Source organism: Kineosporia rhizophila (assembly GCF_021277265.1).
Lineage (GTDB): Bacteria > Actinomycetota > Actinomycetes > Actinomycetales > Kineosporiaceae > Kineosporia > Kineosporia rhizophila.
Window position 1 is genome coordinate 568,960 of record NZ_JAJSOH010000002.1, and the last position, 12,351, is coordinate 581,310.

Sequence of the window (12,351 nt, forward strand, 5' to 3'; positions counted from 1 at the left end):
GTCCCGTCCCGAGGAGAGCAGCATGTGCCGCAACATCCGCACCCTGGCCAACTTCGAGCCGCCCGCCACGCACGACGAGATCGGTGCGGCGGCGCTGCAGTACGTCCGCAAGATCGCCGGCACCACCGCCCCCTCACGGGCCAACGAGGAAGCGTTCGCCCGGGCGGTCGCGGCGATCACCTCGATCACCCACGAACTGCTCGACGAACTGGTCACCACCGCCCCGCCGAAGAACCGTGACGCGGAGGCGGCCAAGGCGCGGGCGCGCAACGAGGCGCGGTTCGGCCCTCGGTGAGATCGGGCTGAGAAATTGAGGACGGGTGGTGGGCCTCGGGCGCGAACGCCCGATTGCGTTCGGGCCGGGTTCGGGTCAGGTCCGGGTCGCGTTCGGGTTGAGCTCGGTGCCGACCACCCACAGAGGTGCGGCGGGCTCCGAAGAGGCGCGCAGACGTCCACAATTGGGGTCGGCTCGCGCTTATTCCCGATCACGCTCCCGGCTGAAACCGCGATCGGGGGCGCGGACCAGGTGTCAGCCGGCCGCTCGCCGACGTAACGTCGGGGCGTGACGATCTCCCCAGATCCGCGTCCTGAAGACGTCCGGGCCGGCCGCTGGCCGGACCACCTGCCCACCACGCTCGGTGCCCTGCGGGCCTCCGGGCACCGGCACCGCACGGTCAAGCAGGAGATCGCGGCCAACCTCCTGGAACTGATGCGCACCGGCAAGCCGCGGTTCCCGGGTGTGGTCGGCTTCGACGAGACGGTGCTGCCCGATCTCGAGCGCGCCCTGCTGGCCGGCCACGACCTGGTGCTGCTGGGTGAGCGCGGGCAGGGCAAGACCCGGCTGATCCGTACCGTGGTCGGCCTGCTCGACGAATGGACCCCGGTGATCGAGGGCGCCGAGCTGAACGAGCACCCCTACGACCCGATCACTCCGGCCTCGATCCGCCGCGCCGCCGAACTCGGTGAGGAGCTGCCGGTGGCCTGGGTGCACCGGGAGTCGCGCTACGCCGAGAAGCTGGCCACGCCGGACACCAGTGTCGGCGACCTGATCGGTGACGTGGACCCGATGAAGGTGGCCGAGGGCCGCACCCTGGGCGACCCGGAGACCATCCACTTCGGCCTGGTGCCGCGCATGCACCGGGGCGTGATGGCGGTCAACGAGCTGCCCGACCTGGCCGAGCGGATCCAGGTTGCGCTGCTGAACGTGCTGGAGGAACGGGACGTCCAGGTCCGCGGCTACGTGCTGCGGCTCGATCTGGACCTGCTGCTGCTGGCCAGCGCCAACCCGGAGGACTACACCAACCGCGGGCGGATCATCACCCCGCTGAAGGACCGCTTCGGCGCCGAGATCCGCACCCACTACCCGGTCGACCTCGAGCTGGAGATGGAGCTCGTCCGGCAGGAGGCCGGGCTGGTCGCGGTGCTGCCCGAGCACCTGCTGGAGGTCCTGGCCCGGTTCACCCGCGCGGTGCGCGAGTCCAACGCCGTCGACCAGCGTTCCGGGGTCTCGGCCCGGTTCTCGATCGCGGCGGCCGAGACGGTTACGGCGGCCGCCCTGCGACGGGCCACGCTGAACGGCGAGACCGACCCGGACGGCGCCCCGCCGGTGGCCCGGGTCGGCGACACCGAGACGATCACCGGGACCCTGCGCGGCAAGGTCGAGTTCGAGGCCGACGGCGAGGGCCGGGAGACCGAACTGCTCGACCACCTGCTGCGCCGGTCGGTCGCCGAGACCTGGCGCAACCGGCTCGGCGGGGTCGACCTGGCCGGCTTCGTGGCCGCGGTGACCGAGGGCGAGGGGGTCTCCACCGGCGACGCGGTGGCCTCCAGCGACCTGCTGGCCCAGCTCGGCACCGTTCCCGGGCTGTCCACCGTGCTCGAGCGCCTCGGGTTCGACGAGGTGCCCGGCCCGGCCGACGCCGCCTCGGCGATCGAGTTCACCCTCGAAGGGCTGCACCTGACCCGGCGGCTGGCCAAGGACTTCCTGGCCGACGGACGCACGGTCTACGGCGGCGAGTAGGTCGCACGGTGAACGGGGCGGCCCTGCGACGGGCCGCCTCGTTCGTCGGTTATGTCCCTGATCTGCAGTGCCCGTTGAGGCAGCTTCCCACCCGGCCGCGACAACTCGGCTCAAACCCCTCCTGTTTTGTCGGACCCCCGGTCTAGAGTCGCCGTGGCGAGGTGACGCGGGTCACTTCCGGTCCAGGTGGGGGCATTGTGAAAACGTCTGGTGCGATCCGAGGGCTGGCCGCTCTGGCCGGGGTTCTGCTGGTCGCGAGCGCGCCTTCGCCGGCGTTCGCCGCAGCCGATGCGCCGGTGGGCGCCGCGGCCTCGCCCGGGCGCTACAGCTTCGACCTGACCGTGGTGGGTGTGCCCACGCGCACGGTGTCCGGGGCGAAGCAGGCCGGGGTGGTCGACGTGCACTTCCCCGACGGGCGCACCCAGCGGCTCAGCCAGCGCTCGCTCGGCCTGGGAACCAGCTCCCACCAACGGTTCGGCGCCGCCGTCTCGGTGCGCGACCTGAACGGCGACGGCCTGTCCGACCTGGTGGTCGGGGCCCCCGGCGCGGCCGGCAAGAGCCGCACCGGCGCGGCCTACCTGCTGCTGCAGAGCGCGGGCGGCTTCACCGCGGCCAATGCCTCCGCGCTCGACAACAACGCCGGGCCGGGCGACCGGTTCGGCAGCGCCGTCGCGGTCGGCACCCGCGCGAGCGGCACCGGCATGCTCGACCTGTGGGTGGGCGCGCCGGGGCGCGACGTGAACGGCAAGAAGGACGCGGGCGCCGTCTACCGCTACTACCTGAACGCGACCACCGGCAGCGCGTCCTTCAACGACGTGATCTCGCAGGACACAGCCGAGCTCAGCCAGTCCGCCGAGACCGGCGACCAGTTCGGCGAGGTGCTGGCCGACTCGCTGAACGGAGTGGTGGTCGGCGTGCCGCACGAAGACGTGGGGGCCGGGCGGGACGCCGGTGAGGTGGTGTTCGTGCGTACCAACACCACCACCGACCTGCTTACTGCGGCAACCACATTCACCCAGAACACCAAGGGCATCCCCGGAGCGGCCGCTTCCGGCGACCGGTTCGGCGCCGCGCTGGCCCCGTTCGGGTTCGCGGTGGGCGCGCCCGGTGACGACCTGGGCACGGTCACCGACGCCGGGCGGGTGCAGGTGTTCCAGGTCAACGCCGGTAGCACACCGCGCCCATTCTTCTCCTTCACGCAGGACACGAGCACCATTCTCGGCAAGGCCAAGAAGGGCAACCAGTACGGCGCGGCACTGGCTCTCGGGTCCTTCCGTTGTCCGGGCGCCTTCCAGCTGGCGGTCGGCGCCCCCGGCACCGATGTGGGTAAGGCGAAGGACGCCGGGGCGGTCTTCGTGCAGTCGCTGCCCGGCACCGGGGCCGACAACTGCAAGTCCACACAGCTCAACCAGGGCAAGGGCGGGGGCCTCGGCGGCACCGCGAAGAAGAACGACCACCTGGGCCGGGTGATCACCACGCTGCCGGGCGACCCGGCCGAGCCGAACGCGAAGATCGACAACCTGATCGTCGGAGTGCCGGGCAAGGACATCGGGAAGGCGGCCGGCACCGGGGTCTCGGTGGTCTGGACCGGCAAGAAGGTGCTGAAGACCTTCGGCTTCTCCGGCGGGAACGCGAAGAACCAGGCCTACGGCAGCAGTTTCGGGGTCAGCGACGTCCTGCCCGAGATGGTGATGTAGAGACTGAGGGTCGTGGCCGGGCTGCTCCTGGGGGGCGCGGTCGGGCTGTGCGGCGGTGACCGGGGTGAAGGATGGCCGGGCGCGGCCCGGGCAGAGCGGGCCAGCGGGTTCGGCGGTTTCGTGCGCGGCACGGTTCGGCGGTTTCGTGCGCGGCACGGTTCGGCGGTTTCGTGCGCGGCACGGTTCGGCGGTTTCGTGCGCGGCACGGTTCGGCGGTTTCGTGCGCGGCACGGTTCGGCGGTGAGGCGGCCTGGCGCCGACCAAGGCTTGCGTCGGGCTGAAGAGTGGCACGGGGCGGGCTTATTCCCGGTGATCGGGTAATCAGCTAAGGGCGATCAGGGGTGACCTTGGGGGCCCTTGCCGACGTACGGTCTTCCGGTGACTCCTCGGCGGCGCGATCCGCGTTATCGGTACGGTCCGTGGCGCGGCGGGCCGGATCCGCTGACTCCTCCCTACGACGTGCGCCGGGCCCTCGACGCGATCGGCGATCGGGTGCTCAGCGGCGAGAACGTTCGCGAGGCCCTGCGCGACCTGCTGCGGCGCGGCCTGCCCGACGAGAACGGGCGGCGCACCGGGCTGGACTCGCTGCGCGCGCGGGCCGAGCGGATGCGCAAGGAGACGTCGCGACGGGGCCGGCTGGACGGCGCCGTCACCCGGGCCCGGGCCCAGCTCGACCAGGCCCTGGCCTCCGAGCGGGAAGAGCTCTCGCTGCGCGACGGCGACGAGGCCCGGTTCGCCGAGGCCCAGCTCGACGCCCTGCCCCGTTCCACCAGCGCGGCGGTGCAGGAGCTGTCCGAGTACCGCTGGGCCTCGAAGGAGGCCGAGCAGATCTACCGGCAGATCCTCGACGGCCTGCGCAGCGACGTGATCGACCAGCAGTTCAACGGCATGCGCAACGCCCTGCAGGGGCTCGGGCCGGACGCCGACCCGCAGCAGCGGGCAGCGGCGATGGCAGCGATGAACGAGATGCTCGACGACCTGAACTCGCTGCTGGACAAGCACGCCCGCAACCAGGACACGCCCGAGGACTTCGAGCAGTTCATGGCCAAGCACGGCCAGATGTTCCCGGACGACCCGCAGAACGTGGACGAGCTGATCGACTCGCTGGCCCGTCAGGCGGCCGCGGCCGAGCGGCTGATGAACGCGCTCAGCCCGCAGCAGCGCGAAGAGCTGCAGGGCCTGATGCAGCAGGCCCTGGGCGACGCCGGGCTGGCCGCCAAGATGGGGCAGCTGACCGACAACCTGCGGGCCCTGCGGCCGGGTGAGGCCTGGGGCCAGGGTCGCGGTGAGGGCCGGCGGATGAAGGGCCAGGGCGAGCTGGGCTACGGCGACGCCGCCGGGGCCCTGCAGGAACTGGCCGACCTGGACGACCTGATCGACCAGCTCAGCCAGGACCACGCGGGCGCCACGCTCGACGACATCGACGTGGAGACGGTCGAGCGCTCGCTCGGCGCCGGTGCGGCCGCCGACGTGCAGGCCCTTCAGGAGCTGGAACGCGAGCTCGAGCGGCAGGGCTGGCTCACTCGGGCCGACGGTGCGCTCACCCTCTCCCCCAAGGCGCTGCGGCGGCTCGGGCAGAGCGCGCTGCGGCAGGTGTTCGCGCACCTGGGCTCGGGTCGCCGCGGCGAGCACGACATTCGCGACGCCGGAGCCGCCGGCGAGGCCACCGGGGCCTCCCGACGCTGGGAGTTCGGCGACGAGCAGCCGATCGACGTGGTGCGCTCGCTGCGCAACGCGGTGCACCGTCAGGCCGCGGCCGGCAACCGGGGCGGGATCCAGCTGCTGGCCGAGGATTTCGAGGTCGTCGAGACCGAGCGCCGGGCCAGTGCGGCGGTGGCGCTGTGCGTGGACCTGTCGTTCTCGATGATCTCGGAGGGCCGCTGGGGCCCGATGAAGGAGACCGCGCTGGCCCTGGCCCACCTGGTCGCCACCCGGTTCCCGCAGGACGCCCTGCAGATCGTCGGTTTCGGCCGCTACGCCTCGAAACTCACCGTGGAGCAGCTGGCCGGCATCGAGCCGGACTACGTGCAGGGCACCAACCTGCAGCACGCCCTGTCGATCGCCGGACGGCACCTGCGCCGGCACCCCGACGCCGAGCCGGTGGTGCTGGTGGTCACCGACGGCGAGCCCACGGCCCACCTCGAGCCGGACGGCACCGCCTACTTCGACTACCCGCCCACCCAGACCACGATCAGCCTGACCGTGGCCGAGGTGGACGCGCTGACCCGTTACGGCGCCGCGATCAACGTGTTCATGCTGGGCGAGAACGAGGGGCTGCGGCGCTTCGTCGACGCGATCGCCCGGCGCAACGGCGGCCGGGTCTTCACCCCCGGACTGGAGAACCTGGGCGAGTACGTGGTGAGTGACTATCTGAAGTCGCGCCGCGGCCGGAAGTAGACCGAACGAGCCAAAGGCGTTGTGGACGTCCATTGTTGCCTCAAGCGACTGTGCCTCGCCGCCGAGAACGGGGAGACCCACATCCATAGTCGCGAGGGGATTCCCCATGGCCGAGATCCTCGTCATCGACGACGACCCCGACATCCGGGACCTGCTGTTCGACGCCCTCAGCGGGGCCGGGCACGCGGTCCGGGTCGCCCCCGACGGGGACTCGGGGCTGAAGGCCGCCAGCGGGCACGCGCCTGACCTGGTGGTGCTGGACTGGATGCTGCCCGAGCACAGCGGCCTGGAGGTCTGCAAGGCGCTGCGGGCCGACCGCGCGCTGGCCGACGTGCGGGTGCTGATGCTCTCGGCCCGGGGCACCGAGTCGGACATCGAGTACGGGCACGAGGCCGGGGCCGACGGCTACATCGTCAAGCCGTTCAGCCCCCGGGCCCTGGTCTGGCGGGTGGAGTCGATGCTGGCGCAGGAGCACAAGGTCATCGACGCCACCCCGGACGAGTAGCTCTTCTACAGCCGCAGCGGGACGGGGAGCGAGGTCATCGCCGGGAGGTTGACGGTGAAGGTCGCTCCCTCGTCCGCCGCGCTCTTCACCCCGATCGTGCCGTGGTGCGCCTCGACGATCTGACGGACCACCGCCAGCCCCAGCCCGGTGCCCTGGATCGCCTGCCGGCGGGCCTGCTCGGTGCGGAAGAAGCGGGTGAACAACTGGCCCTGCTCCTCCACCGGGATGCCGATACCGGTGTCGCTGACACTGATCTGCACACCGGGCCGGGTCAGGTCGGGCACCGACGCCGCGACGGTCACCGTGCCACCCGCGGTGGAGAACTTCACCGCGTTCGAGAGCAGGTTCAGCAGAACCCTTTCCAGCTGCGAGCGATTGCCGATCAGGTAGGGCAGGCCGGGCGGGATCTGCACGTCGATCTCCACCCCCTGCGACTCCATCGCCGGCCCGAGCACCCCCACCGACGTGGCGACCAGCTCGGCCACGTCGACCTCCTCGTCCATCCGGGCCGCGGCCCCGGAGTCCACCCGGGACAGCGTGAGCAGGTCCTCGACCAGGGCGAGCAGCCGGCGGGAGTTCCGGTCGATCACCTGGACCATGCGGGTGTGGGTGGGGTCCTCGGCGGAGGCCAGCAGCATCTCCGCGTAGCCGGTGATGCTGGTCAGCGGGGTGCGCAGCTCGTGGCTCACGGTCGCCACGAACTCGCCCTTGAGCCGGTCGAGTTCGCGCAGTTCCTCCTCGACCTGCTTCTGCCGGGTGATGTCGACGTAGATCGCCCCGATCGCGAACCGCCTTCCGGTGCCGTCCACCACGGGGTAGCGGACCACCAGGAAGGTGCGGTCCTCGCCGTCCACCGACCAGATCTCCTCACCCTCGACCTTGTCGGCGCCGTCCAGGCAGGCCTGCTCCACCGAGGTCAGCTTGCGGCGGTCGAGCACGGCGGGACGGGGGGCGGCGGCGGTCGGGCGCAGCCGGTCGAACTCGGTGTTGGTGAGCAGCGTGCGGCCGGTGGCGTCGCGCACGCAGATCGCCGCCGGCGCGTGATCGACCACCCCGCGCAGGATCTCGGCGGTCTCCCGGCGTTCCTGCTCGATCACCCGGGCCTGGGTGGCGAGCCGGCGCTTGGCCAGCGCGTGCTCGATCGCCGGGGCGAGCCGGACCAGCCGGTCCTTCAGCAGGTAGTCGGAGGCGCCCAGGCGCAGCGAGTTCACGCAGGTGTCCTCGTCCATCACCCCGCTGACCACGATCAGCGGGATGTCCATCTGCAGCTCGCGGAGCATGCGCAGGGCGTCCGGCGCCGCCATCGAGGGCAGGGAGTAGTCGCACAGGACGATGTCCGGCTGCTCACCGAGGCCGGAGACGAACTCCTCCGGGGTCTCCACCCGGGTCCAGGTGGGCTCGTACCCGGCCCGTTTCAGCTCCAGCAGGAGCAGCTCGGCGTCGTCGGGGCGATCCTCGACGATGAGCAGCCGCAGTGGCGATGGCATGGTTTCTCCCGTGTCGTGATGCCGTTCCCGCTCTTTCGTCCGTCACCGGCCCCCACCGGCCAGGACGACCCTCCGGTCGCGGGGTGGATGGTTGTGGACGAGCCAGTACCGGCCGATGTCGAGGACCGTCTCGAAGTACGGCTCGATCTCGACCGGCTTGACGATGTAGCTGTTCGCGCCCAGCGTGTAACAGGTCTCCAGGTCGCCGTCCTCGGCCGACGACGTCATCATCACCACCGGTACCTCGCTCAGCACCGGGTGCGCCCGCATCTCCCGCAGCACGTCGATGCCCGAGACCATCGGCATCTTGATGTCCAGCAGCACCGCGCGGGGCAGGTCGTGCAGGTCCCGCCCGGCCCAGGGCCCGCGGCCCAGCAGCAGGTCCAGTGCCTCGACACCGTCCCGCGCCGACTCCACCCGCCCCGGGAACCGTCCCCGCCGCAGCGCGTGCAACGCCAGTTCCCGGTCGTGCGGGCTGTCCTCCACCAGCAGCAACCAGGGCTGCAGCTCACCGATCGGCCCGTTGTTGACCCCGGCGGCCGAAACCACTCCGCTCATCGCAGATCACCCCCCGGTGACGGCAGTGTGAAACCCATCGTGGCGCCGACTCCCGGTTCACCCACCGCCGAGAGCTGCCCGCCGTGCCGTTGCACGATCCGCTGCGACAGCGCCAGGCCGATCCCGGTGCCGGTGAACTCCTCGTTGTGGTGCAGACGCTGGAACACCTGCCCGAGCTTGGCCACGTAGCGCATGTCGAACCCGGCGCCGTTGTCCTTCACCAGATACATCACGGTGTCCGGGACCGGCAGCGGATCCGGCCCGGGCCGGGCCGGCTCGTCCTGCTCGGCCACCTCGGCCCGCACCTCGATCCGGGCCGACTCCTTCTTCCCGGTGTACTTGATCGCGTTGTCCAGCAGGTTCATCCAGACCTGCTGGATCAGCCGCCGGTCGCCGTAGGCGGGTGGCAGCGGGGCCACGACGAATTCGATCTGCCGCCCCTCCCGGGCCGGTTCCAGCGCGTTCCAGCACTCCCGGGCCAGCGCCGCCATGTCGATCGCCCGGGACTGCATCTGCTGGCGCTGCATCCGCGAGAACGACAGCAGGGCGTCGATGAGATTGCCCATGTGCTCGGCATTCTCGGTGACCTTGGCGAGGTAGTGCAGGGCCTCGGCGGGCATCTGCTCGCCGTAGTCCTCGGTCATGATCCGGGCGAAGCCGCTCATCGCCCGCAGCGGCGCCCGCAGGTCGTGCGAGACGCTGTAGGAGAACGCCTCCAGCTCGGCGTTGACCGCGGCCAGGTCGGCGTTCTTCTGCTCCAGCTCGACCGTGCGCTCGGCCACCCGCTCCTCCAGCAGCTCGGTAAGTTCCTGGCTGGCCTGCTGCAACGCCCGCTGCTCGGAGACGTCGTGGGTGACCTTGACGTAGCCCTGCAGCCGCCCGTGCTCGTCCCGCATCGCCGAGATCGAAGCGTGCGCCCAGAACACCGATCCGTCCTGGCGGACCCGCTTGCCCTCGACGTGGATCTTCCCGAGGGCCTGCGCGTCGGCCAGGATCTTCCCCGGTAGCCCGGAGGCCTGGTCGGCGGCGTCGAAGAAGCTGGCGTAGGGCAGCCCGATCGCCTCTTCGTGGGAGTAGCCCTGCATGCGCTCGGCCGCCGCGCTCCAGCTGTGCACCTTCCCGCAGCCGTCGAGCATGATGATGGCGTAGTCCGAGGCTCCCTCGAGAAGCCTTGCCAAACGGGCCAGCTCGTTGCGGCTGCGCTCGGCCGACTGCCAGCTGTCGGTGATGTCGGTCCAGATCATCAGCGCGCCGGCGGTGCCGTCGTCCAGCTCGATCGGCTGTCCCGACAGCAGCATCCGGCGGGGCCCCGAGTTCGGACCCAGGCTCACGTCGACCAGTTCCCGGGAGAGCGTGGCCCCGCCGAGGACCTTTTCCACGGGCGCGCTCTCGACCGACTCGTCCACCGCCGGGTGCTGGTCCGGGCCGGAGCGCACCGGCCGCACCTGACGGCCGAAACGCTGCATCCGCTGACCCACCCCGATCCCGAGGTCGTTCAGCAGCGCGGCGGCGGCCGGGTTGGCGTGTCGCACCACCCGGTCGCCGTCCAGTACCGCCATCGCGGCCTCGGAATTACGCCACAGCAGATCGATCAGCGAGTGCCCGCCACTGACCGGCGGAACGAACGAGGCGGCCGCCGACGGCGCCGGCGACGGGTACGTGCTGGTCACTTCCCCACCCCCGGCCTGGTGCGGGACCTCGGCGGCCCCGCTCGTCATCAACTGATCCAGGTCACCAGGCATGCTCGGTGACGGAAGGGATGGGCCGTCCGGTGATCGCCTCGTCGACCGCGTCGAGCAGGGCGTGCGCGGCGAACGGTTTGGTCAGGTAGGCGGCGCCCAGTTCGTGCCCGCGCAGGATGTCGCGTTCCCGGGCGGATGCGGAGACGAAGATCGCGGGGATGTCGTGCCGGCCCTTGCGCAGCCGGGTGAGCAGGTCGAAACCGTCCATCCCGGGCAGGCCGACGTCGAGGACGTAGGCGTCCGGGGCCCCGAACTGGTCCACCGAGTCCAGCGCCAGGTCGGCGTCGGGCATGGCGATGACCCGGTGGCCCACCATGACCAGCCGCATCGAGATCAGGTCACGGACGTCCGGGTCGTCCTCGACAACCAGCAGTCGGGCCACGGTGTCTCCTCGTTCGCCAGGTGGAGCGGGGGCAGGTCGCTTGCCCTGATCCATCGGCGCGGGAGGAGGAGATCCTTCAGTTCCGGGCGCGCAGACACCCGGTTGCCCTATCCAGGTGACCGCCACCTGACGCAGAGTGGCGGTGGAACCGGCCGGTATTCACCCGGCCGGCCCCCTCACCCACTCAGCCGGCGTAGACGCCGAGCAGATCCAGACGGGTCAGCACGCCGGTCGGCTTGCCGTCGGCGACCACCATCACGGCATCGACGCCTTCCAGCGCCTTCCTGACCACCTCGACCGGTTCGCCGGCACCGACCAGCGGCAGCGCCCCGGACATGTGCCGCTCCACCGGGTCGGCCAGGTTCGCCCGGCCGGTGAACACGGCCTCCAGCAGGGCCCGCTCGCTGACCGAGCCGGCCACCTCACCGGCCATCACCGGCGGCTCGGCCTTGACCACCGGCATCTGCGACACGCCGTACTCGCGCAGGATCCCGATGGCGTCGCGCACCGTCTCGGTGGGGTGGGTGTGCACCAGGTCGGGCAGGTCACCGGCCTTGGCCCGGAGCACGTCGCCGACGGTCAGGCCGCTGTCCTGGCTGAGGAAGCCGTAGGAGGCCATCCACTGGTCGTTGAAGATCTTGCCCAGGTACCCGCGGCCGCCGTCGGGCAGCAGGACGACCACCACGTCGTTCTCGGTCAGGTTCTGGGCCGCGCGCAGCGCGGCCACCACGGCCATCCCGCACGAGCCGCCGACCAGCAGCCCCTCCTCCCGGGCGAGCCGCCGGGTCATGGCGAAGGAGTCGGCGTCGGAGACGGCGATGATCTCGTCGGGCACCGAGGGGTCGTAGGCGGAGGGCCAGAAGTCCTCACCGACCCCCTCGACCAGGTACGGACGTCCCGTGCCCCCGGAGTACACCGATCCCTCGGGATCGGCTCCGATCACCTTCACGCGTCCTTCGGACGCCTGCTTCAGGTAGCGGCCGGTGCCGGTGATCGTGCCGCCGGTGCCCACCCCGGTGACGAAGTGGGTGATCCGGCCCTCGGTGTCGTTCCAGATCTCCGGGCCGGTGCTGGCGAAGTGGCTGGCCGGGCCCTCCGGGTTGGCGTACTGGTTGGGCTTCCAGGCGCCCTCGATCTCCTTCACCAGCCGGTCCGAGACCGAGTAGTAGGAGTCGGGGTGCTCGGGGGCCACCGCGGTCGGGCAGACCACCACCTCGGCGCCGTAGGCCTTGAGGACGTTGCGCTTGTCCTCGCTGACCTTGTCCGGGCAGACGAACACACATTTGTAGCCCCGGCGCTGGGCCACCAGCGCCAGCCCGACCCCGGTGTTGCCCGAGGTGGGCTCGACGATCGTGCCGCCGGGGCGCAGTTCCCCGCTCTTCTCGGCGGCCTCGATCATCCGCAGGGCGATCCGGTCCTTCACCGAACCGCCCGGATTCAGGTACTCCACCTTGGCCAGGACCAGGGGGGCGACGTGCTCGGCAACCCGGCCCAGCCGCACCAGCGGGGTGTTGCCCATAAGTTCGACGATCGACTCTGCGTACTTCACAGGGCCCATCCAAC

The 12,351-nt window shown here is 71.2% G+C and carries 10 protein-coding genes; 5 read left to right on the top strand and 5 right to left on the bottom strand.

Features of this window, described 5'->3' with window-relative positions; all coding sequences use genetic code 11:
- Nucleotides 1-22: 22 nt before the first annotated feature.
- The 5 genes from LWF15_RS05985 to LWF15_RS06005 all read left to right on the top strand — a co-directional run bounded on the left by LWF15_RS05985 (nt 23) and on the right by LWF15_RS06005 (nt 6,619).
- Entirely contained in the window at nt 23-295 is a 273-nt protein-coding gene (locus LWF15_RS05985) for a DUF2277 domain-containing protein (protein ID WP_232809357.1), read from the top strand.
- Between the two features lie 267 nt (nt 296-562).
- Nucleotides 563-2,020, top strand: coding sequence for a magnesium chelatase (locus LWF15_RS05990; protein WP_232809358.1), 1,458 nt, complete (start codon nt 563-565; stop codon nt 2,018-2,020).
- A gap of 197 nt (nt 2,021-2,217) precedes the next feature.
- Entirely contained in the window at nt 2,218-3,717 is a 1,500-nt protein-coding gene (locus LWF15_RS05995) for an integrin alpha (RefSeq protein WP_232809359.1), read from the top strand.
- Between the two features lie 378 nt (nt 3,718-4,095).
- Complete coding sequence (locus tag LWF15_RS06000) at nt 4,096-6,114, top strand: vWA domain-containing protein (RefSeq protein WP_232809360.1); 2,019 nt, start codon at nt 4,096-4,098, stop codon at nt 6,112-6,114.
- A gap of 106 nt (nt 6,115-6,220) precedes the next feature.
- Nucleotides 6,221-6,619 (top strand): response regulator transcription factor, encoded by a 399-nt coding sequence (locus tag LWF15_RS06005; RefSeq protein WP_232809361.1) that lies wholly within the window; start codon nt 6,221-6,223, stop codon nt 6,617-6,619.
- Nucleotides 6,620-6,624: 5 nt separating this feature from the next.
- Here LWF15_RS06005 and LWF15_RS06010 read toward each other — a convergent pair whose 3' ends face one another.
- The 5 genes from LWF15_RS06010 to LWF15_RS06030 all read right to left on the bottom strand — a co-directional run bounded on the left by LWF15_RS06010 (nt 6,625) and on the right by LWF15_RS06030 (nt 12,346).
- Entirely contained in the window at nt 6,625-8,106 is a 1,482-nt protein-coding gene (locus tag LWF15_RS06010) for an ATP-binding response regulator (RefSeq protein WP_232809362.1), read from the bottom strand.
- 42 nt (nt 8,107-8,148) lie between these two features.
- Nucleotides 8,149-8,664, bottom strand: coding sequence for a response regulator (locus LWF15_RS06015; protein ID WP_232809363.1), 516 nt, complete (start codon nt 8,662-8,664; stop codon nt 8,149-8,151).
- Nucleotides 8,661-10,382, bottom strand: coding sequence for a sensor histidine kinase (locus tag LWF15_RS06020; RefSeq protein WP_232809364.1), 1,722 nt, complete (start codon nt 10,380-10,382; stop codon nt 8,661-8,663). The genes LWF15_RS06015 and LWF15_RS06020 overlap by 4 nt, the downstream gene beginning before the upstream one ends.
- Before the next feature lie 13 nt (nt 10,383-10,395).
- Complete coding sequence (locus tag LWF15_RS06025) at nt 10,396-10,788, bottom strand: response regulator transcription factor (protein ID WP_232809365.1); 393 nt, start codon at nt 10,786-10,788, stop codon at nt 10,396-10,398.
- A gap of 184 nt (nt 10,789-10,972) precedes the next feature.
- Nucleotides 10,973-12,346 carry a cystathionine beta-synthase gene (locus LWF15_RS06030; protein WP_232809366.1) on the bottom strand — a complete coding sequence of 458 codons (1,374 nt, stop codon included), beginning with the start codon at nt 12,344-12,346 and terminating at the stop codon, nt 10,973-10,975.
- Nucleotides 12,347-12,351: the final 5 nt, after the last annotated feature.

Excerpts from the sequence above, each read along its gene's own strand:
- LWF15_RS05985 (WP_232809357.1), top strand. The coding sequence starts at position 23 with ATGTGCCGCAACATCCGCACCCTGGCCAACTTCGAGCCGCCCGCCACG.
- LWF15_RS06005 (WP_232809361.1), top strand. The coding sequence starts at position 6,221 with ATGGCCGAGATCCTCGTCATCGACGACGACCCCGACATCCGGGACCTG.
- LWF15_RS06010 (WP_232809362.1), bottom strand. The coding sequence starts at position 8,106 with ATGCCATCGCCACTGCGGCTGCTCATCGTCGAGGATCGCCCCGACGAC.
- LWF15_RS06015 (WP_232809363.1), bottom strand. The coding sequence starts at position 8,664 with ATGAGCGGAGTGGTTTCGGCCGCCGGGGTCAACAACGGGCCGATCGGT.
- LWF15_RS06020 (WP_232809364.1), bottom strand. The coding sequence starts at position 10,382 with ATGACGAGCGGGGCCGCCGAGGTCCCGCACCAGGCCGGGGGTGGGGAA.
- LWF15_RS06030 (WP_232809366.1), bottom strand. The coding sequence starts at position 12,346 with ATGGGCCCTGTGAAGTACGCAGAGTCGATCGTCGAACTTATGGGCAAC.